We start from the raw sequence: 20812 nt of genomic DNA, 5'->3' as shown, positions 1-20812 counted from the left end.
CTGGCCTGCTGGGCGGAATCGGCACTGTGTTGCACGGTGGTGGTGATCTCCTCCATCGAGGCCGAGGTTTCCTGCAGGCTGGAGGCGGACTGCTCGGTGCGCGCCGAAAGCTCCTCGTTGCCCTGGGCAATCTCGCCGGCTGCCTGATTGACGGCGCCCGTGGTGCCCCGCACCTGACCGACCACTCGGCTCAGGTCCTCACCGACGCTGTTCATGGCCGCGGTCAGCTTGCCGATCTCATCCTGACGCTGACTGGTGATGCGCTGGGACAGATCGCCCCGCGCCAATGCCTGCGCCAGTGACACCAGCGCATCCAGCGGACGACTGATCAGACGACGCTCGAGGAAGTAGAGAATGCCGGCCACGGCCAGCGCCAACAGCAGTGCCAGCCCGAAGACCTGATTGCGGACCTGCGTGATGCCCGCCGTCACTTCCTGCTTGTCGATCGTGGTCGCCACCACCCAGTCCCACGCCGGATAGTGCTGGAAGCTGGTGATACGGTCACTGTCTTCGCCCGCCAGGCGGTAATCGATCTGACCGCTGTCGGCGGCGAAGAGCGGCGCGAAGGCCGGCTCGCCCTGCGCATTATTGAAGTCCATCAGCGAGCGGCCCTGCCACTGACCCGTCGTCAGCACCTTGCCCTGCTGGCCCGGCGCCGTGCTCGCCACCAGACTGAAGTCCTTCTCATGCAACTGGATATTGGTGATGGTGGCATACAGCTCATCGATCTGCTCGCCGACATCCACCCCGATGAACGAGGCCCCGATGAGGTTGTCATTGAAGTCGGTGATCGGGCGATAGCGCGTCATGTAGTGACGGCCCGCCAGATAGAGCATGCCGGTATAGGGCTGGCCGGCATTCAGCGCATCCTTGACCCCACCACTCAGCGTCAGCCCGAGCAGGCTTGAGCCATCTTCGGTCTTGAGGGTGGTGGCAATGCGCACGAAATCCTCACCATCGCGCACGAAGAAGCTGACAGGCGCACCGGTGCGATTGGCGAAGTCGGCCAGATAACCGGATTGATTGTTGAGCATGAAGCCGGCATTGAGCAGCGCCGGCGCATCGCGCTCGCCGATCGGCAGACGTCGGTCCTCGATCAGCGTGAAGTTGTCAGGAATGGTCGCCAGGAAGGCATTGAGCATGCGCGTCACGCTGGACTGCATGGTGGTATCGAACAGTTCGATGGTGTTGGTGATCTGTTGCTGCTGCTGAGCGAGAGCGCGTTCTGTCTCGCCTTCCACCTGATGCATGCTGGCCGTCGAGAACACCAGGCCCAGCGCCGTGAAGGCCGCCATCATCAACAGCAATACCAGCAAGGCGAGCTTGCTGCCGACACTGGCGCGGGCCAGACGCTTTTTTATTGTCATCACTACGCGATACCCCGATCCATGAGAGAAGTATCACGTCTATCGGCCACCGGACTCAGAACTGTAGCGTTGCTGCTGACGAGTGGATTCTAAAAGTGGCCCTGATGAGTGGGTCCTGACCAGTGGCGCCCTTGGAGCGCCGCTGGTCAGGACGCCCTCATTCATGACTCTCTCAGCCATCGCTCCCTAATCCATTGCTCCTCAGCGTGTCGCCTGCCACCAGTCATCCAGAAGCTGGCGTTCGGCATCGGTCATCTGGGTCATGTTGGCCAGCGGCATGCTCTTGTCGACCACCGTGCGCTGATGGATACGCATGGCCTGACGCTGGATGTCATCCCAGCCATTGAAGGCCACGCCTGCTGCCGGAGCCGTCAAGCCGATCAAGTTCGGCGTATCACTGTGACAGCCGGCGCAGCGTTGCTCGACGATATGGCTGACCTTGTCTCGCAAGGCCTGATTCTCCCCCGGGGCCTCAGTACCAGTTGCACTGCTGGCCGCCACAGATACTGAAGGCGCGCTTGTCTCGGCAGTCGAGGGCGTCGTCTGTGAGCGCGGCGCGCAGAGCAGGATCACGCCAACCAGCGCCAACACTGCCCCTATGGGTACCCACAGGCGCTTGACGCCCTTGTGGTGATCCACCGTGGCGATACGGATCAGACCGCCGGTCACCAGCAACAGCAGGATGACGCCGAGACGATAGTCATTGGCATACAGCAGCGGATAGTGGTTGCTGATCATCATCAGCACCGCAGGCAGCGTGATGAAGGTGTTGTGCACCGAGCGCTGCTTTGCGCGCTGGCCGTGGATCGGGTCCGGCGTTTCCCCACGCTGCGCAGCGGCCAGCAGAGCCTTCTGACCCGGGATGATCACATTGAAGACGTTGCCCGCCATGATGCTGCCCATCAGCGCGCCCATCAGCAGGAAGGCGGCACGCCCCGAGAACAGTTCGGTCGCCACCCACGCCGCCAGCGTCAGCCACACACCGACGGCGACGAACAGCGCCCCGGCATGGCGCTTGAAGGGGCTGCGACACAGCGCCTCGTAGCCCAGCCAGCCACCGACGAGCACGCCCAGAGCGCTGCACACGGCCAGGGTGCCGCTCATCTCGAACACGCGCGGGTCGATCAGGTAGGCATGCGGCTGCAGCAGGTAGATCAGCGTGAACAGCCCCATCCCGGACAACCAGGTGACATAGGCCTCCCACTTGAACCAGTGGATCTCGCTGGGCAGCGTTTCGCTGACCCCATCATGACGAAACAGATGATAGAGACCGCCACCATGCACCGCCCACAGCTCGCCGCCGGGGCGGCCATCCACCGCATGAGTGGCCGGCTTTCGCCGATTGTCGAGCCAGATGAAGAAGAACGATGCGCCGATCCAGGCGATCCCCGCCATGACATGCAGCCAGCGGGTCAGCAGCATCGCCCAATCGAGAAGATATGCGCTCATGCCGGCTCCTTAGCTGCCGCGGTAGACACTGTAGGCCCACGGGGTGACCAGCAGCGGAATGTGATAATGGCCGCTGGCCTCGAGGGTGAACTCGACCGGCACGCGGCCGAGCATGCCCTGGCCCACCGCGCGGCTGGCAAAGTAATCCCCGACCTGAAACGTCAGACGATAGACGCCGGAGAGATCAGCGGAAGCGTCGGTTTCCTCAAGCAGCGGCGCATCGAGACGCCCATCGGCATTGGTCGTGACCTGCGCTAACTCGTGAAAGTGACCCTGCGCATCCTGGCGCTCCAGGGTGATATGCACACCGCTGGCAGCGATGCCTTCTGCCTGATTGAGCACATGCGTCGTCAGTCTGGGCATGGCGATTTCCTGTTCTTGTGTGGATGTGGCGGGTACGGCTGGGCTCTGTACGTATCGACCCCGTAGCAATGCAAGCTGTACGAATGAAGACAGTGTTTCGGTTTTCTGGCCTGTCCTGCTCTGGCCTGCCGTCAGCGGTTGGTGGTATTGCACCCGATGAGTGCGTTGCTGCATTCTGACCGATCGGTCAAGGTGCAGGCCGTATCGCCCCATGACAGACGCCGCTCGGCGCCGTCAGGCAGGTCAGTGGCGATACAGCCTTGTCGTCAACCGCTGGCATGGCGATTCAGCGTGTGACACAGCGTTGGTCAGACGCGTTGCCAGCGACGGCATGCGCCTTGCAAGCTGATGATTCCTTGAGCTTTTCAAACCTATCCCCCTCTCTGGAGCAAGGCGCATGCCAATCGAGACCCCGATGCACTATCTGGTGATGCTGGACACGCTCAACGCCCTGCCACCCGAGGCGCTGGCACGACGCTTGAGTGGTCTCTATGAGCACTCGGACTGGGTGGTGGAACGCGCCGCGGCAGAGCGCCCGTTCGCGAGCATGGAAGTCCTGCTGACGGCGTGTGCCAATGCGGTACGCCAGGCCAGTGATGTCGAGCGCCACCAATTGATTCTGGCCCATCCTGAGCTGGCTGCCGGCAAGCTGGAGAGCCTGACGCCCGCCTCGCAGGGCGAGCAGCGTGGCGCAGGGCTGGATCAGCTCGATGACGCCACCCGTGAACGCTTCCTGACGGCCAATGCCGACTACCAGGCCCGCCACGGCATTCCGTTCATCATCTGCGTCAAGGGCCACAGCGCCAGCAGCATTCTCGAGGAACTGGAGCGCCGTCTGCCGCAATCCACCGAGGCGGAATACCAGGAGGCATTGGCCCAGATAAATGCGATCGCCGCAGTGCGCCTGCCGGGGCTGCTCGAGGCCAGTTAGTGACCAGCGCCCCTGCGGCCGCTAATAGGTTCTGTCTACCGCGTGCTGTCCAACACGTACCTGACGGCCACGGCCTCGATACTGGCGATCAGTGCCGCCAGGGCCTTGGCGACATCGTCTTCGGTCACCGCCTCCAGCGGGTGGTGGCTGATACCGCGCTCACAGCGCAGGAACAGCATGCCCACCGGGCACAGATGACTGACCGCCATGGCGTCATGCCCGGCACCACTCGGTAGCCGGAATGGCGCCTGACCGATGGCGGCAATACCGGCATCGACGGCCTGCATCAATCCCTCGTCACAGGCCACGGCATCGGCCGCATGCGTCTGCTCACAGTGGAAGGTGAGGCCCCGTCGCGCCGCGATTCGATGTGCCTCGTTCAAGAGTTCATCCAGCGCACGATCCCGCTGCGCATCATCCAGCGCGCGGATATCCAGACTCAACGCCGCCCCCCCGGGGATGACATTCACCGCCCCGGGACGCAGCTCGCAACACCCCACGGTCGCGACCAGCGAGTGGTCCGCCATGTCAGCGCGCTTGCCCACCTGGACATCACGCGCCAGCGATTCCACCGCCAGTGTCCACTCCGCCGCCGCACACAGCGCATCCTGACGCAGTGCCATCGGCGTGGTGCCGGCATGTCCCGCCTGGCCGACGAAGTTGACCGCGAAGCGTCGTGCGCCGGCGATACCGGTCACGGTACCCAGCGCCAGATTCTCGGCTTCCAGCACCGGGCCCTGCTCGATATGTACTTCCAGATAGCCCAGCGGCGGATTCGCCTGCAGGCTGGCCTTGGCGGCCGTCTGCCCGGAAAGCCCGAAGCGTTCGAGCGCATCGCCAAGCGGGATGCCGTCCTCATCCTCTATCCGCTCCCAGTCCGACTGCCAGCGTCCGGCGATGGCATGGCTGCCGAGCAGAGTCGCACCAAAGCGGGTGCCCTCTTCATCACCGAAACCGACCACTTCCAGCGCGAAGGGCAAGCTCTGCTCGCCCGCATCGGCGCGCTGCTTGAAATGTGTCAAGGCGGCCACCCCGAGCAGGACACCAAGAATGCCGTCATAACGGCCGGCGTCCGGCACGCTGTCCAGATGCGAGCCGATCACCAGTCGCGGCACGCCGGCTTCGCTGTCAGCGGCAGCGGTGAGAGCGGGCGGACACCAGCGGCCCCAGAGATTGCCGGCGCCATCCTGCCAGCTGCGCAGACCGGCAGCCTTGAGCCAGCCAGCCGTGGTGGCGTTGGCGGCGGCGTGTTCCGGCGTCAGATAGCGGCGGTCGATCCCGCTGTCGCTGCGTGAGATCACCGCCAGGGTGTCGCAGGCGGCCAGCACATCGGCGGCCGTTTCCAGCGGCGCGATGGCGTCCGGGGGTATGGATCCGGCATCGCTCATGACTGGCCTCCCGTGCCGGGATTGGCACGGCCATTGGCCGCCTGTCCCTGATGCTCTTGATAGAAGTCCAGCGCGGCGCCGACGCCACCGCCGGCCACAGTCTTGACGCCACCACGGCGCAGGGTCTGCTCCAGCGCCGCCAACGTGGTCAGCACGGTATCGCGACGCGCGTTGTAGCCCATCACGCCGAGACGCCAGACCTTGCCGTGCAGCGGGCCGAAGCTGGTGCCGATCTCGATACCGAAGTCCTCCAGCATGCTGCGGCGCAGGCCATCGCCATCCAGGCCGTCGGGAATCATCACCGCGCTGACGTTGTTCATGCGGTGGGCCTGGTCGCCGAACAGCGCAAGCCCCAGCCCCTTCAAGCCTTCGACCATCGCCTGGCCATGCAGCGCGTGGCGCGCGATGGCGTTGTCCATGCCCTCATTGACCAGCAGGCGCGCACACTCACGTGCGCCATACAGCATGCTGGTGGCTTCGGTGTGGTGATTGAGGCGCAGCTCTCCCCAGTAATCGAGCACCATGGAGAGATCGAAATAGTTGGAGCGGATGCGCGCGCCCGGCTCCGCCAGACGATCACTGCCGCTGCTGATGCCCGCCTCGACATGCCGCCGGGCATGCACCACCTCCACCGCACGCGGCGACAGCGTCAACGGTGAACTGCCTGACGGCCCCGCCAGACACTTCTGCAAGCCTGCGGTGACGGCGTCCAGCCCCCACTCATCGGTCTTGAGCGGATTGCCCGCCAGCGAGGCCGTGGCGTCGCTGTAGAACAGCACGCCTTCGCGGCGACAGATGGCGCCGATGTCTTCCAGCGGCTGGCACATGGTGGTCGAGGTATCGCCCTGCACCAGTGCCAGCACGCTGGGCTTGACCTCGCGAATGGCGGCTTCGATCTGCTCCGGGCGGAACACCTGGCCCCACTCGCATTCCAGCGTATGCACCTCGGCACCGCAGCGCTCGGCGATCTCGCGCAGCAGATGACCGAAACGGCCGAAGATCGGCACCAGCACACGCTCCCCCGGCTGGATCAACGAGACCAGCACCGCCTCGATACCGGCACGCGAGGTACCATCGATCAACAGGGTGGCATCATTGGTGGTCTCGAAGACGCCGCGATAGAGCTGCATCGTCTCATTCATGTAGTGCGTCATCGCCGGGTCGTACTGACCGATCAAGGGAGCGGAAAGCGCTCGCAATACACGCGGGTCCGCGTTGATCGGCCCGGGGCCCATCAGCAGGCGCTGGGGAGGATGAATCTGGTCAAAGGTCGGGCTCACGGTCGCTCCTCGTGCAGCAGGGCATGGAATGCGGGATGACTCGCCAACTCGCCGAGCCTCATGCCCAGACTACTGCAACAAGTGCGCCAGAATTTAAGAAATGAAACAAATGTTGAATTGCGGATGTATTCGACGGGAACTCCCCCTGCCATGGTGTGCGCATCGAGGCAAAAGGCTCTCTGATAACCGAGTGACAGAAAGGCAGCCCGGTAAAAGACGGCATGGCTACAAGATAACGCTATAATCTTGCTAACCACACTGAACGATGTCGCTCTGACAGTGCATGCCTTGCCTGCCAGGCACCATGACGGGGCATGAATGAGCTGAATCGACGCTTTCATTACCTGTTTCATGCGCCGGCGCTCAGTGCCCGAGGCTGAACTCGCCACATGAGTCTGTTATACAAGGAGGCATCGGATGAGTGAGGGTTGCCTCATCCGACCTGATCATCGCTGCCGGAGAGCCACATGACGCTGGAACAACGCCTGGAACGAGCAACGGAACTGGCCAGACAGGCTGGTGAACGCATGGTGCAAGCGCGCGAGGAACAGGGTTTCGCGCACCATTACAAGAAAGGCGATGAGTTGGTCACCGACATCGACGTGGCGATCGATACCTTCCTGGCGGAAGCGCTCGAAGCCGAATTTCCCGAGGATGCGCGCCTTACCGAAGAGCTGTCACCTGAGCGGGATGTGATCGGTACCAAGGGCGGCCTGTGGGTGATCGACCCCATCGACGGTACCGTCAATTTTGCCCATGGCCTGCGCCATGTCGCCGTGTCCATCGCCTGGTGCGAGCGCGGCAAGATCCAGATGGGGGTCGTGCATGCGCCCTTCCTCGGCGAGACCTTCACCGCCATCCGCGGCAAGGGAGCCTGGCTCAACGGCGAGAGCATCTCGGTCAGCGAGACCGATGAGATGAGCCGCGCACTGGTCGCGACCGGCTTCCCCTACAACCGTGACAGCCGTCCGCCGCTGCTCAAGCGCCTCTCGGCCATGCTGCTGGTCTGTCAGGATGTGCGCCGCAACGGCAGTGCCGCGCTGGATCTCTGTGATGTGGCGTGCGGACGTCTGGATGCCTATTACGAAAGCGTTTCCCCCTGGGACTTTGCGGCAGGCCTTCTGATCGCGCGTGAAGCCGGCGCACGCACGGGGCACCTGTATCGCTGCCCAGACGGCATTCCCGATGAGCTTTATGGCGAGAATATCGTGGTGGCCTCACCGGCCTTGCATGCCCCGCTCAAGCGCCTGCTGGAAGAGGCCGATGCCAGTTCAGGGCTGCCGGGGCTGTAGTGAAGAACTCACATACAGGACTGTAGTGACGCGGCGGTGATGGCATGACTTTCATGACCTGACTTTCATGACATGACTTTAATGACAGACTGCCGCTGCAATACGCAAGAGCCCCGCCAATTGGCGGGGCTCTGTGTTTCTGGCTGGCACTCGGCCTCAATCGCCCAGGTTACCGCCCTTCTTCTTGCCCTTGGCAGCCGACTTGCTGGTCGCCTTGCTGCTGTCTTTGCTGGCATCTTTGCTGGCAGAGTCCTTGCTCGCCGGCTTCTTGTCAGCGCTGGGCGCTTTCTTGCTTGAAGCTGCCTTGCTGGCAGGCTTGGCCGCTGGCTTGCTCGAAGCTTCCTTGCTTGCGGGCTTGGCGGCGGGCTTGCTGGCCGCCTCCCCTTTGGCGCTGGCCTTGCCGGTGGCAGCACCTTGAGGCGCGGTTACGGTTGATTCAGCCTCAGAGGCCTTGGCGGCGGCTGGCGCCACCGTCGGCTCCTTGAGCAGGCTCAGGCGTTGGCCGATTTCCTGCCACAGGCTGCGATAGCTGACCGCCGGTGAGCTGTTGCGCGAGAAAGTCCCGATGGGCTTGCGCTCGATCCCCATGCGCTCGACCACGCTGGAATACGGGATGAAGCCACTGAGCTGCAATGGATAATCCTGCTTGAGCGATTCCATCACATCCTTGTGCAATGTCTTGCGGCGATCCACCAGAGTGAAGAACGGCCAGACGGGCACATCTAGATCGATCTCGGCCAGATAGGCGTTCAATTGCTCCAGGGTACGCAGTGACAGAACCGTGGGAATGATCGGCACCAGCAGGGTATCGGCAGAGGCGAAGACCTGCTCGGAAAGACTGGAAATGCTCGGCGGACAATCGAGGATGACGAGGTCGTAGTCATCGCGTACCGGCTTGAGGACCTTGCGAAGTCGGGTACGCTTCTCTTCCTCGAGTATGTGGTCAAGATTGCGGTAGGAGAATTCCGCCGGCAGAACATCCAGGTTCTGATAATCCGTGGAACGGATCACGCGGGACATGTCCTGCTTGCCGCTGATCAGTTTCTCGACCCCGCCCTTCAGCTTGGGCTTGGTACGCACATAGAAGGTCGCAGCGGCCTGCGGATCAAGATCCCACAGCAACACACGCAGGCCACTGTTGGCGGCACAATGCGCCAGATTGATGGCAGAAGCAGTCTTGCCCACGCCCCCTTTGATGCTGTACACCGCAGCGATTTTCATGGCTCCCTCCCGTCATTCCAGTTTGTGCAACGTTAGCACAATCCGGCGCCATATCCCTGACTGACAACGGCGAAACGGGAGAAAATGATATGACAGTTTTATGTCAGACAGGCTCTCGCTCATCGACCAGGCCGCGCTTGAGCAACTGATTCGTGAGGCGATTGAGCAACAATCCGTACATCGGCAGGAACAGCAATATCGAGATGGCCAGCTTGATCGCGTAATCCACCCAGGCGATCTCGACCCAGTGAGCCGCCATGAAAGCATCGGGCCCATTGCGGAACGCCACCGAGAAGAAGGCAAAGGTGTCAGCGAGATTGCCGAACAATGTCGACGCCAACGGCGCGATCCACCAGTGGGCATTGCGACGCAGACGATCGAACACCTGAATGTCGAGCAACTGACCGATCACGTAGGCAATGAAGCTTGCCAGCGCGATACGGGCCACGAACAGGTTGAAGTCAGCCAGTGCCTCTACCCCGGCAAAGCTGCCCGCCTGAAACATCACCGACACCATGTAGCTGACCAACAGCGCCGGCAGCATGACCAGCGCAATGATGCGCCGCGCCTGATACTTGCCGAACAGACGCACGGTCAGATCCGTTGCCAGGAAGATGAACGGGAAACTGAAGGCGCCCCAGGTGGTATGGAAGCCGAACAGGGTCATCGGCAACTGCACCAGGTAATTGCTGGCGGTGATGATGAGGATGTGAAACAGGGCCAGGGCGACGAGTGCGCGCTGCGTCTGGGCAGACGAGAGGAGTAGCATTGCAGGTCCTTTTTGGATCAAAGCCGTCGTCCAGGGGTGAGGGAACCCTGTCACGAGCGTGTTGAGGTTTGCGTCGTCGATTCTGACATCAGCTGCCATGGCCTGACATCGGCCTTGACGCCTTGTCGCAGCGATTGAGCGCTGCAGGCATGCGTCACTGACAACCGCAGTGAGACTTGCACGTCGCCAGAACGCAAAATGGCCGCGCATCGTATCACGATGCACGGCCATTGACAGGTACCTGCGGAGAAAATCTGGCCAGATGGTCAGACCGTCAGTCTCCCCCGGCAGCCCTTACGTTGCAAAGAAAGCTATGCAATGAAAGCGAGTGTCAGAGTCACTTCTTCCAGATGCTGGCATCGACCTTGCCCTTCAGCTCCGGGAACTGCTCCGGATCAAAGGTCGGCTCCTTGCCGGCCTTATGCTGACGGTCGTAATCCTTGAAGATACGGAAGGCCAACGGCGACAGCAGCAGGATGGCGATCAGGTTGATCAAGGCCATCGCGCCCATCGACAGATCAGCGAAGTTCCAGATGTTCTTCAGGCTGGCGACAGCACCGAGCATTACCATGCCGAGCACGGCGAAGCGGTAGACCATGATGACGGCCTTGGCGTTCTTCTTGCCGGCGATGTACTCGATGTTGGACTCGCCATAGGAGTAGTTCGCCACCAGCGAGGTGAAGGCGAACAGCAGAATGGCGATGGCCACGAAGCCGCCACCCCAGCTACCGACCTGTGAGGACAGCGCTGCCTGGGTGATCTGGATGCCGTCATTGCCGCCATCGTTGCCCAGGGTGCCGCTCATGATGATGATGGCCGCGGTCGCGGTGCAGATGACCAGGGTATCGATAAACACGCCCAGCATCTGGACGAAGCCCTGGGACGCCGGGTGCTTGGTGGTCGCCATCGCGGCGGCGTTCGGGGCGGAACCCATACCCGCTTCGTTGGAGAACAGACCCCGCTTGATGCCGTTCATCATCGCCTGGGCGATGGTGTAACCCAGCGCGCCACCTGCGGCCTGCTCAAGGCCGAAGGCACTGCGGAAGATGGTGCCCAGCGCCGCCGGCAGCTCGGTGATGTTGATGGCCACGACGAAGATGGCCAGCAGCAGATAGAGCAGCGCCATGATCGGCACGATCAGCTCGGCGGTACGCGTGATGCGCTTCATGCCGCCGAAGATGATCGGCACCATGACCACGACCAGCACCGCGCCCATGATCCACGGCGGCACGCTGAAGGCCTGCTCCATGGCCAGTGCGATGGAGTTGGACTGCACGGAGTTGAAGGCCAGGCCGAAGGCGATGATCAGACACACGGAGAACAGGATCGCCATCCAGCGCTGACCGAGGCCCTTCTCGATGTAATAGGCCGGGCCACCACGGAAGGTGTTGTCATCGTGGGAGACCTTGTAGGCCTGCGCCAGGGTGGACTCGATGAAGCTGGTGGACATGCCGACCAGCGCCGTCATCCACATCCAGAAGATGGCGCCCGGGCCACCCAGGGAAATCGCCACGGCGACACCGGCGAGGTTACCGGTACCGACGCGCGCCGCCAGAGAGGTGGCCAGTGCCTGGAAGGAAGAGATGCCGCCTTCGCTGCCCTGACGAGACGTGGCCAGCAGCTTCCACATGTGTCCGAAATAGCGGAACTGGATACCCTTGGTCATGACCGTGAAGAAGAGACCCGCTCCGATGAGCAGGTAAATCAATACACTGCCCCACAGCAGGCCGTTGCCTGCATCGATCAACGCCAGAATCGGCGCTGGAATGATGGACGTTGTTTCCGACATGTCGGTCTCGCTTTGGCGGGTTTTTGGTCTTGTCGACGCTGCCAGGGCAACGGAAAGCCCATGACTTTCCTGCGACTGACAGCGAGCAACCACTACGATGGGGTTGCTCGACATGCTTTGGTGAGCGCCATTCTTCATATCCCACGGGGATAAGCAAGAAGAGCCCACTGTAAAGCGGACTTCTACGCCCGAATTCTAGGGGAAAAATAGCGCAATGGCGGTGTTTTTCACTGCGACCTAGACTTTAGGTGAACACGGTAATGTTTCACGTCTTGTTTGGCTCGGGCATAATGCGCCCCCTTCCGGAAGTCGCCGCCTGCCAGTGGCGGCCCAGGACTTGTCGGGCGCAGGCTCGCGACTCATCGATTGCCGTTGCGCAACGGCGATCCCGCGAGTGTGCGCTGCGATCAGGCGGTGCAACTCCCTGACACCCACGCACCATAACCGCCATAACGGCACCCGGTAGCGCGCTTTGTCCCGGCGCCTGCCTTTGATTACAGGTGATACATGGAACTGACCAGCTACGCGGCGTCCCCGCTTTCGCTGCTCGCCCCGATCATAGCCATCGGTCTCGCAATACTGACACGTCGTGTCATGCTCTCCCTCGGGCTGGGTATCGTGTCAGGCGCCCTGCTGCTGAATGATTTCTCGCCGCTCGTCACGCTGCACTATCTCTGGCAGCAGCTGGTTGCCGTCTTCATCGAGATGCCGGACAGCGGTCAGCTTGCCGATGCCAGCCTCAACAGCTGGAATGTCTATATCCTGCTGTTCCTGCTGGCACTGGGTGCCATGGTCGGCGTGATCACGCTGGCAGGCGGCACCCGTGCCTTCGGCAACTGGGCGCGGGCGCGAGTCACTACCCGTCGTGGCTCGCAGCTGATGACCGTGCTGCTGGGGGTATTCATCTTCATCGATGATTATTTCAATAGCCTGGCCGTGGGCAACATCTGTCGTCCGCTGACCGATCGTCAGGGGCTGTCGCGCGCGCGCCTGGCCTATCTGATCGACTCCACCGCCGCGCCCGTCTGCGTGCTGACGCCGATCTCCAGCTGGGGTGCCTACATCATCAGCCTGATCGCCGGTATCCTGGCGACCCACCACATCACGGATGTCAGCCCGTTCGGAGCCTTCCTCGAGCTGTCCGCCCTCAACTACTACGCGATTGCGGCGCTGGTGCTGGTGATCGCCTCGGCCTGGTTCGACATCAACTTCGGTGCCATGCGCCGTCATGCCATCGCGGCGCGCGACGGTGAGCTTTTCGATGCCAAGCGCGGCAACCCGCCGGGCAACACCCACGTGGAAGAGTCCGAGCGTGGCCGCCCCATGGACCTGCTGATCCCGATCATCGTGCTGGTCATCGCGACCTTCTTCATGATCGTGCAGACCGGCGCCAGCGCACTGGCCGCCGAGGGCGAGGCCTTCGGCCTGATTCGCGCCTTCGAGCTGACGGATGTCGCCAAGTCGCTGATCATCGGCGGCGCCATCGGCCTGCTGGCCGCGGTAGTGATGCTGCTGCGTCATCGCATGGGCGCTGGTCGCAGCCTGAGCGCCATCGCCCAGGGCGCCAGTTCCATGCTGCCGGCCGTCTATATCCTCGTCTTCGCCTGGTTGCTGACCGGCATCATCGGCTCTCTGGGGACCGGCCAGTACCTGGCCACGCTGGTCGAGGGCGTCGTGTCTCCGACCTGGCTGCCGATGCTGCTGTTCGTGCTTTCCGGCCTGATGGCCTTTGCCACCGGCACCAGCTGGGGCACCTTCGGCATCATGCTGCCCATCGCCGGTGACATGGCGGCCGCCACCGAGCTCGCCATGATGTTGCCGATGATGGGCGCGGTGCTGGCCGGCTCCGTGTTCGGGGATCACTGCTCGCCGATTTCCGACACCACCATCCTGTCCTCGACGGGTGCCAGCTGCCATCACATCGATCACGTGATGACCCAGCTGCCCTACGCCCTGCTGGGTGCCGCGATCTCGCTGATCGCCTACCTGGTGATGGGCCTGACCGACAGCACCCTGTTCGGCTGGTTGAGCCTGGCGGGTCTGCTGGTCATCAGCATCGCCTGGCTTGCACGCCGCGAGATGGCCAATCCGGTCGTGGCACGCACCTGATGCAATAAATGCTGCCTTGCTGAAAAAAGCCCCCGCCATGTCTCATGGCGGGGGCTTTTTCATTATTGGAGCAGCGCGGGCCGCGTCAGGCGTCCGCGATATCACTGCATCGGTTCATGCGCTTCGGTTCATGCGCTGCGTGCCTCACTGGCCTGACCGACGCCGGCCTCGCTCAGCGCCTCACGTACATCTTCCAGGCTTGAGGGGTCATCTATCGTCGAGGGCACCTGGTATTGCTCGCCTGCGGCGATCTGACGGATCATCTTGCGCAGTATCTTGCCGGAGCGCGTCTTGGGCAGGCGCTCGACGATCAGCACCTCCTTGAGCGAGGCAAAGGCCCCGATTTCCTGGCGTATCCGCTGGGCAAGCTCGGCGCACAGGCTGGCTCCATCCCCCTGCCAGCCATCCTTGAGAATCACCAGTCCCAGCGGCATCTCGCCCTTGAGCGAATCCTCGATGCCGATCACCGCGCATTCCGCGATCGCAGCGTGTGCACCGAGTACCTGCTCCATCTCACCCGTCGACAGACGGTGCCCCGCCACGTTGATGACATCATCAATGCGTCCCATCACGAACAGATAGCCCTGCTCATCGAAGTAGCCGCCATCACCGGACAGGTAATAGCCGGGGTAGGCGGCAAGATAGGCAGAATGGAAGCGTCCGGGGTCCTGATAGAGTCCGGTCAGGCAGCCCGGCGGCAGCGGTTGGCGCAACACGACATTGCCCTGCTCACCCGTGGGCACCTCATCCCCCATGCCATCGAGAATCTGCACATTGAAGCCCGGCAATGGCCAGGTGGCGCTACCGGCGCGTGCCTCGACCGGCGCCTTCACCTCGCGGCTGCCTTCGGTGAACATGTCGAGGCCCAGCAGGTTGCCGGCGATGGGCCAGCCGGTTTCGGTCTGCCACCAGTGATCGACGACCGGCACCGGCAGGAGATCGGCGAGCCAGTGATAGGTCGGCGGGTCCAGTCGCTCTCCGGCCAGGAACAGACTGCGCAGGCTGGAAAGGTCGTAATCGGCCATATGACTGGCTTCCGGGTCTTCCTTCTTCATGGCGCGAAATGCCGTCGGCGCAGTGAAGAAGCAGTTGATGCGGTATTCCTCGATCAAGCGCCAGAAGGCTCCGGCATCCGGTGTCTTGACCGGCTTGCCTTCATACATGACGGTACTGGCCCCCATCAGCAGCGGGCCATAGACGATATAGGAGTGGCCGACGACCCAGCCGATGTCCGAGGCCGCCATGAAGGTATCCCCGGGGCGGGTCGCATAGAGAAGCTCCATTGAATAATGCAGCGCCACAGCGTAACCGGCGTGATCACGCACCACTCCCTTGGGCTTGCCGGTGGTGCCGGAGGTATAGAGGACATAGAGAGGTTCGCTGCCCAGCATGCTGACCGCTTCGGTAGCCTGGGCGCTGGCCAGACATTCATGCCAGTCATGATCACGCGGCCCGAGTGACGCCCGCTGCTGTTCACGCTGCAGGATCAGACAGGCTTGCGGGGTATGCTCGGCAAGCTCGATGGCTTCATCCAGCCAAGGCTTGTAGGGAATGATGCGATCGACTTCCACCCCGCAGGACGCCGCCATGATCACCTGGGGCGCGGCATCATCGATACGTACCGCCAGCTCCTTGGGAGAAAAGCCGCCGAAGACCACCGAATGAACCGCCCCGAGGCGTGCACAGGCCAGCATCGCCATCATGGCCTCGGCGACCATCGGCATGTAGAGCACGACACGGTCGCCCTTCTCCACCCCGAGATTGCGCAATGCCCCCGCCAGCAGGGCCACCTCATCACGCAGCTCACGAAACGTGTACTGCCGCTTGCTCTGGGTGACCGGCGAATCCCAGTACAACGCGACCTGATCCGCGCGCCCATTGGCGACGTGATGATCCAGCGCGGCATGGCAGATGTTCATCTCGCCATCGATGAACCAGCGTGCATGCTGTTGCTCATCCCAGGCCAGAATGGTCTGCGGCGGGCGAAACCAGGCGATGCGTTGCGCCTGCTCAGCCCAGAAGTCTTCTGGCGTCTCGTTGGCTCTCGCCGTCAGGGCTAGATAACGCTCGCGTGCACAGGAGTGATTGGCGTCGGGCATGGCGTACCTCGTGATCCACGAATGGCTTTATGGGCATCTCTTGCCTGACCTGACGCAAGGCCTTGTCTCCGGGGCCCGTTGACCGGACCTCTTTTCATGTCGTCATTGATGTCGCTCGCCAACGGTGATGCGACAGACGACGATGGAGGAAGGACAGGCAGGACAGAGATGCCTGAACCGATAGTTACGTTGAAACCTTAGGCCAAAAATCGCCCTTCAAACGTGCTCGGCTCACCGTTTTCAGCGTCTGATGGTCTTATACTCAATCCTTGGTCGCAGACGACCTGACAGCGTGAAAGGCGTCATTCGCGCAATAAAACATACGCTTGAACGCGGTCTCACAGCAGATGCGACAAAAAGTCAAAGCCTGAGAACGACAAAGTCGATGATTTATCGTTTAAGATTGTCTTGGACGTAGCACGCGGAGTTATTGATCATTCACTAAAACAAGGTTAGGTCATAACAACATGCCAATGGCCCATTGCGTCCCTCGGGATGCACCAAGATAGACCGACCGGGAGAGACCGCATGAACGCAACACTTTCTACAGCTGCAAGGAATAACCCCATGCCAGTGTCCAGCGATGCCATCACCCTGCACCAGGCCGGTGACCGCGTCATCGAAGAAGCCACTGCCCTGCTCAAGGCGATGGGCAACGAGAACCGCCTGCGCATCCTGTGCCTGCTCAGCGACAGCGAAATGTCGGTGAGCGAGCTCAACTCGCGCCTGGAACTGTCGCAGTCCGCGTTGTCGCAGCATCTGGCGATTCTGCGTCGTGAAGGCATGGTGCGGACGCGCCGCGCCTCGCAGACCATCTACTATTCGCTGCAAGGCCCCAACGCCGCAGGTGTCATTCGTGCCCTGCAGGACCTCTATAACTGATAAGGGCGCCAGCCGGTGACTGACGCCCTTTGAGGGGAATGTCGCTGAGTCACGCTGATCGTGACCCGCTAGACATCTGTATCACTCGCCGACTCCAACAAGATCGGGCAGGCCACGGAATGGCCTTCCAAGCCTCTTCTCTTCGCCCGCGACGGCAATCTGTCGCTTATTGCTGATGCCAGCGCGACTCCGCATTGCGCTCCAGCACGCGGTCCAGCACACGATCCAGACTCGATGTCACGCCCTTGCCGAAACGGTCCATCACGCGGCGCGGCTTCTCGAGACTCACCTCGAAGATCTTGACCTCTTCCTTCAGATAGCGTGCCAGCAACGCCTGACTGGTACCGACCTCGTCGATCAGACCGATATCGATGGCTTCACTGCCATACCAGATATCGCCCTGGGACACTGCCTCGACGTCCAGTTGCGGACGACGGCTGCCGACATGCTGCTTGAACAGTTCATGGGTGCGCGCCAGGTCCGACAGGAACTTCTCACGCCCTTCTTCACTGTTCTCGCCGAGCATGGTCAAGGTGCGCTTGTAACGCCCCGCCGTCAGAATCTCGACATCCACATCATGCTTCTTGAGCAGACGGTGCACATTGGGCACCTGAGCCACGACACCGATCGAGCCGATGACCGCAAAGGGCGCTGCCACCACGTGGTCCGCCGCACAGGCCATCATGTAGCCGCCACTGGCCGCGACCTTGTCGACCGTGATCGTGAGGCGCGCGCCACTGGCACGCAGACGGTCCAGCTGTGCCGCGGCCAGGCCATAGGCATGCACCAGGCCACCACCGGACTCCAGTCGCAGCACGACCTCATCCTGCTCACCCAGCACGCCTTCCAGCGCCGTGATCTGCTCCGCCAGGCTTTCCACACCGCTGGCCTTGATGTCGCCGACGAAGTCGAGCACGAAGACCCGACGCCCACGTGTACTGGCCGGCGTATCGTCCTTGTCCGCATTGCCGCCCTTGTTGGCTTTCGCCTTGGCCTTGAGCGACTTCTTGAGCGCCTTGGCTTCCTGCTTGTGCTTCTTGGCCCGCGCCTTTTCCTTGGCGGCGTACTCGGCCTCCTCCAGTCCGGCGTGGCTCAATTCGCGCTGATAACCCTTGATGCGCTCATGCCAGGGGCGAATCTTCAGCTTGGCCTGGCGCTCTGCCGCTTCCCCCTGTCGAGCACGTGCAATGATGAGCACGATGGCCGCGATCGCGACCACCACGGTGATCGCCTGGGCCAGAAAGAGGCCGTACTGTGAAATCCATTGCATGCACTTGCTCCTGAAACATTGAAGAAGGTGTCTGATCTCTCGCCAGCACGTGAGCGACGATCGCTCGCTCTCGAGTGCATGGCTCTCAGGCAGAAGGTCAAGGCATCTGCCACACGACCTGGACCCCATAACGAAATCACCGGCTAAAGGGCCGGTGCGGGATGGTACTCGATATGGGGGCAAGCTTGCCCGCCTGCAAGGCTGGTTGGCGCCTGGGCATATTTCACACTGTTCGTATTGTCATGGGACTGGCGAGCCGCCTGTACGGGTTCTCCAGGTGACCTGGACGCGATCCGTACGTTATCTCTGCAGGTTCAGAACTGAGCGCTGAAGCGCGGAACACGCCAGATCGATCACACGACTTGATTGGAACGCTCGTTTGAAATAGTCTGATATCAGTCTTGAAGGTCAGCAGCGTGATCACTTCATGGTGAGCAAGGTGATGAATGACACCCCACCCCTCGCCATGCACGTCATCTTTCCGCGCGATCATTGACCTTTCTCCACCGCTAGCACTGACAAGGAATATCACCATGGCCGACGCCAACGCCGTCATCGACATGCTCAAGAGCCGTTTCAACCCCGAAGCCGCCAAGGGCATGGATGAGGTCTTTCAATTCAACATCACCGACAGCGATGACTACTACATGGTCGTCAAGGACGGCACTCTGGACGTCGGCGAAGGTGAGCACGATGACCCGTCCGTGACCCTGAGCACCGACAGCGACACCCTCAAGGGCGTGATGAAGGGCGAAGTCGACGGCATGCAGGCCTTCATGACAGGCCGCCTGAAAGCCACCGGCAACATCATGCTGGCCACCAAGCTGACGTCTCTGTTCCCGAACAAGTAAGCGTCTGCTTGAGCAGGTGCATCGTTGCGAACAAGCCCGATGGAAAGGTTCGCTTGATGCACCAGCCAAAGAAAACGCCCCGGCCAATGGTCGGGGCGTTTTCTTTGGGGAGAGGCCTGCAATATCAGCGGCCCGTCGCGACCGAGCGCAGGAAGTTGTCGATCAAGGCATGCGAGATCGAGAACTTCGGGGGCAGCCCCGGCAAGTCTTCCGGCGTGAACCACTGGGCATCTTCAATCTCGACACCATCGATGGTGATGTCGCCACCGGCATATTCCGCGTAGTAGCCCAGCATGAACGAGTGCGGGAACGGCCACGACTGGCTCTGGAAATAGCTGACTCGCCCGACCTCGACACCGACTTCCTCGTGCACCTCACGCCGCACGGCTTCCTCGGCACTTTCACCGGCTTCGATGAAGCCCGCCAGGGTCGAATACATGCCCGGCCCGAAGCGCGGACTGCGAGCCAGCAACATCTCGCGGCCCCGGGTGATCAGCGTGATGATGCACGGCGAGATACGCGGGTAGCTGCGATGCTGACAACCGGTGCAGTGCATGGCGAATTCATGCTCCAGACGCTTCATGCGCTTGCCACAACGGCCACAGAATCGATGATCACGCAGCCACTTGAGCACCTGCAACGCACTGGAAAGCAGCGGAAACTGATCACGTGGCAGCGTATGCAGCCATTGACGCGCGGCGGGCCAATCGGCACTGCCATTCTCACCGAACACCGCAATCGGCGCGCCCTGCCATTCCCCGAGGGCCACGGCGCCGCTGGGCCAGTCCGCGATGGGCTGGATGATGCCGCCATCCGGCGCAGGCGCCACGCCATCACGCCCCACGCGAATCAGATAACCATGGCGCTGGGTCACACGCGAGAGATCACGAATCAACATCAGGCGTCGTCTCCGCGGTTGCCTCGGCTGTCCAGACTGGCGCCATCAAGACTGGCACTATCAATACTGCCCAGTGCATTGATCGAGAGGCGATCGAACAGGCACTCATCGGCCTTGCCACGAATCTCTTCACACCAGGCCGAGTGACGCTCAAGCTCCAGCGCGGAAAGCCCGGGCGTGACCAGACGTGGGCGATCGGCACGCAGGCGACGAACCCCGACGATACCGCCCTCCTCGCCATCGCCTTCCTCTATCACGTCCAGGCCCAGCGCCGTCTGGCCACCGGTCATCGCCAGATAGACGTCGCCGAGAATCTCGGCATCCAGCAAGGCGCCGTGCAGCACGCGATGCCCGTTGTCGATATCGTAGCGCTTGCACAGCGCATCCAGGTTGTTGCGCTGTCCGGGGTGCTTCTCTCGGGCCAGCTTCAGGGTATCGAGTATGGCACAGTGATCGGCGACCGGGCCCAGCGGGTTGGCGCGCCCAGGGTTGATCAGCCCGAATTCGTTATCGATGAAGCCCACATCGAAGGGCGCATTGTGGATGACCAGCTGGGCACCCTTGATGAAGTCCCAGAAGGCATCGGCAATCTCGGCGAAGACCGGCTCGTTGGCGACTCGCTCATCGGTGATGCCGTGAACTCCGATCGCCTCTGCATCGATCAAGCGCTCTGGATTGACGTACTGATGGTAGGTGCGTCCGGTCAGGCGGCGGTTGATCATCTCCACCGCGCCGATCTCGATCAGGCGATGGCCTTCCTTCGGATCGATACCTGTCGTTTCGGTATCGAGAATAATCTGACGCATCTCAGACCTCTTGGTAAACAGTGACAGCTCCCTGATCGGTCCGCCTCA

At 61.9% G+C, this 20812-nt stretch carries 17 protein-coding genes; 5 read left to right on the top strand and 12 right to left on the bottom strand.

Annotation, left to right across the window (positions count from 1 at the left end; all coding sequences use genetic code 11):
- The 3 genes from QD280_RS03840 to uraH form a co-directional block, all read right to left on the bottom strand.
- Positions 1-1367, bottom strand: a 1367-nt coding sequence (locus tag QD280_RS03840) for a Cache 3/Cache 2 fusion domain-containing protein (RefSeq protein WP_279838379.1), incomplete at its 3' end; no start/stop codon positions are given.
- Between the two features lie 201 nt (positions 1368-1568).
- Positions 1569-2816: a urate hydroxylase PuuD gene (locus tag QD280_RS03835; RefSeq protein WP_279838378.1), complete on the bottom strand. Its 1248-nt coding sequence runs from the start codon at positions 2814-2816 to the stop codon at positions 1569-1571.
- A 9-nt stretch (positions 2817-2825) separates the two neighbouring features.
- Complete coding sequence (uraH, locus tag QD280_RS03830) at positions 2826-3179, bottom strand: hydroxyisourate hydrolase (RefSeq protein WP_054556057.1); 354 nt, start codon at positions 3177-3179, stop codon at positions 2826-2828.
- A gap of 397 nt (positions 3180-3576) precedes the next feature.
- Here uraH and uraD point away from each other — a divergent pair, with 397 nt between their 5' ends.
- The gene (gene uraD, locus QD280_RS03825; RefSeq protein ID WP_279838377.1) at positions 3577-4110 is read left to right on the top strand and encodes a 2-oxo-4-hydroxy-4-carboxy-5-ureidoimidazoline decarboxylase; all 534 of its coding nucleotides are present in this window, start codon (positions 3577-3579) and stop codon (positions 4108-4110) included.
- Positions 4111-4145: 35 nt separating this feature from the next.
- Here uraD and QD280_RS03820 read toward each other — a convergent pair whose 3' ends face one another.
- On the bottom strand, positions 4146-5498 hold the full coding sequence (locus QD280_RS03820; RefSeq protein ID WP_279838376.1) for an allantoate amidohydrolase: 1353 nt from the start codon (positions 5496-5498) through the stop codon (positions 4146-4148).
- Positions 5495-6778 (bottom strand): alanine--glyoxylate aminotransferase family protein, encoded by a 1284-nt coding sequence (locus tag QD280_RS03815; protein ID WP_235506999.1) that lies wholly within the window; start codon positions 6776-6778, stop codon positions 5495-5497. Before QD280_RS03815 ends, QD280_RS03820 begins: the two co-directional genes overlap by 4 nt.
- Before the next feature lie 467 nt (positions 6779-7245).
- Here QD280_RS03815 and QD280_RS03810 point away from each other — a divergent pair, with 467 nt between their 5' ends.
- Positions 7246-8070 (top strand): inositol monophosphatase family protein, encoded by an 825-nt coding sequence (locus QD280_RS03810; RefSeq protein ID WP_043332713.1) that lies wholly within the window; start codon positions 7246-7248, stop codon positions 8068-8070.
- Positions 8071-8226: 156 nt separating this feature from the next.
- On the opposite strand, the gene QD280_RS03805 is transcribed toward QD280_RS03810, so the two are convergent.
- The 3 genes from QD280_RS03805 to QD280_RS03795 all read right to left on the bottom strand — a co-directional run bounded on the left by QD280_RS03805 (position 8227) and on the right by QD280_RS03795 (position 11849).
- Complete coding sequence (locus tag QD280_RS03805; protein WP_347881949.1) at positions 8227-9291, bottom strand: ParA family protein; 1065 nt, start codon at positions 9289-9291, stop codon at positions 8227-8229.
- Between the two features lie 103 nt (positions 9292-9394).
- Entirely contained in the window at positions 9395-10060 is a 666-nt protein-coding gene (locus tag QD280_RS03800) for a 7-cyano-7-deazaguanine/7-aminomethyl-7-deazaguanine transporter (protein WP_200019710.1), read from the bottom strand.
- A gap of 337 nt (positions 10061-10397) precedes the next feature.
- Positions 10398-11849 carry a sodium:alanine symporter family protein gene (locus tag QD280_RS03795; RefSeq protein WP_279838375.1) on the bottom strand — a complete coding sequence of 484 codons (1452 nt, stop codon included), beginning with the start codon at positions 11847-11849 and terminating at the stop codon, positions 10398-10400.
- 507 nt (positions 11850-12356) lie between these two features.
- Between QD280_RS03795 and QD280_RS03790 the strand changes: the two genes are divergently transcribed.
- Complete coding sequence (locus QD280_RS03790) at positions 12357-13958, top strand: Na+/H+ antiporter NhaC family protein (RefSeq protein WP_279830389.1); 1602 nt, start codon at positions 12357-12359, stop codon at positions 13956-13958.
- 128 nt (positions 13959-14086) lie between these two features.
- On the opposite strand, the gene QD280_RS03785 is transcribed toward QD280_RS03790, so the two are convergent.
- On the bottom strand, positions 14087-16057 hold the full coding sequence (locus QD280_RS03785) for an AMP-binding protein (protein WP_279838374.1): 1971 nt from the start codon (positions 16055-16057) through the stop codon (positions 14087-14089).
- Between the two features lie 567 nt (positions 16058-16624).
- Between QD280_RS03785 and QD280_RS03780 the strand changes: the two genes are divergently transcribed.
- Positions 16625-16939 (top strand): metalloregulator ArsR/SmtB family transcription factor, encoded by a 315-nt coding sequence (locus QD280_RS03780; protein WP_054556050.1) that lies wholly within the window; start codon positions 16625-16627, stop codon positions 16937-16939.
- A 166-nt stretch (positions 16940-17105) separates the two neighbouring features.
- Here QD280_RS03780 and sohB read toward each other — a convergent pair whose 3' ends face one another.
- On the bottom strand, positions 17106-18209 hold the full coding sequence (gene sohB / locus QD280_RS03775; RefSeq protein ID WP_279838373.1) for a protease SohB: 1104 nt from the start codon (positions 18207-18209) through the stop codon (positions 17106-17108).
- Positions 18210-18742: 533 nt separating this feature from the next.
- Here sohB and QD280_RS03770 point away from each other — a divergent pair.
- Positions 18743-19060, top strand: coding sequence for an SCP2 sterol-binding domain-containing protein (locus QD280_RS03770; RefSeq protein WP_043332726.1), 318 nt, complete (start codon positions 18743-18745; stop codon positions 19058-19060).
- A 124-nt stretch (positions 19061-19184) separates the two neighbouring features.
- Here QD280_RS03770 and nudC read toward each other — a convergent pair whose 3' ends face one another.
- Together nudC and dnaQ are read right to left on the bottom strand one after the other, a co-directional pair.
- Positions 19185-19958 carry an NAD(+) diphosphatase gene (gene nudC, locus QD280_RS03765; RefSeq protein WP_107334885.1) on the bottom strand — a complete coding sequence of 258 codons (774 nt, stop codon included), beginning with the start codon at positions 19956-19958 and terminating at the stop codon, positions 19185-19187.
- On the bottom strand, positions 19958-20764 hold the full coding sequence (gene dnaQ, locus QD280_RS03760) for a DNA polymerase III subunit epsilon (RefSeq protein ID WP_279838372.1): 807 nt from the start codon (positions 20762-20764) through the stop codon (positions 19958-19960). The genes nudC and dnaQ overlap by 1 nt, the downstream gene beginning before the upstream one ends.
- Positions 20765-20812 lie beyond the last annotated feature (48 nt).

Source organism: Cobetia sp. 1AS1 (genome assembly GCF_029846435.1).
In the GTDB taxonomy this organism is placed as follows: Bacteria; Pseudomonadota; Gammaproteobacteria; order Pseudomonadales; family Halomonadaceae; genus Cobetia; species Cobetia amphilecti.
The sequence above is the reverse complement of the archived record's forward strand: the minus strand, read 5'-3'. Positions and strand labels throughout refer to the sequence as shown.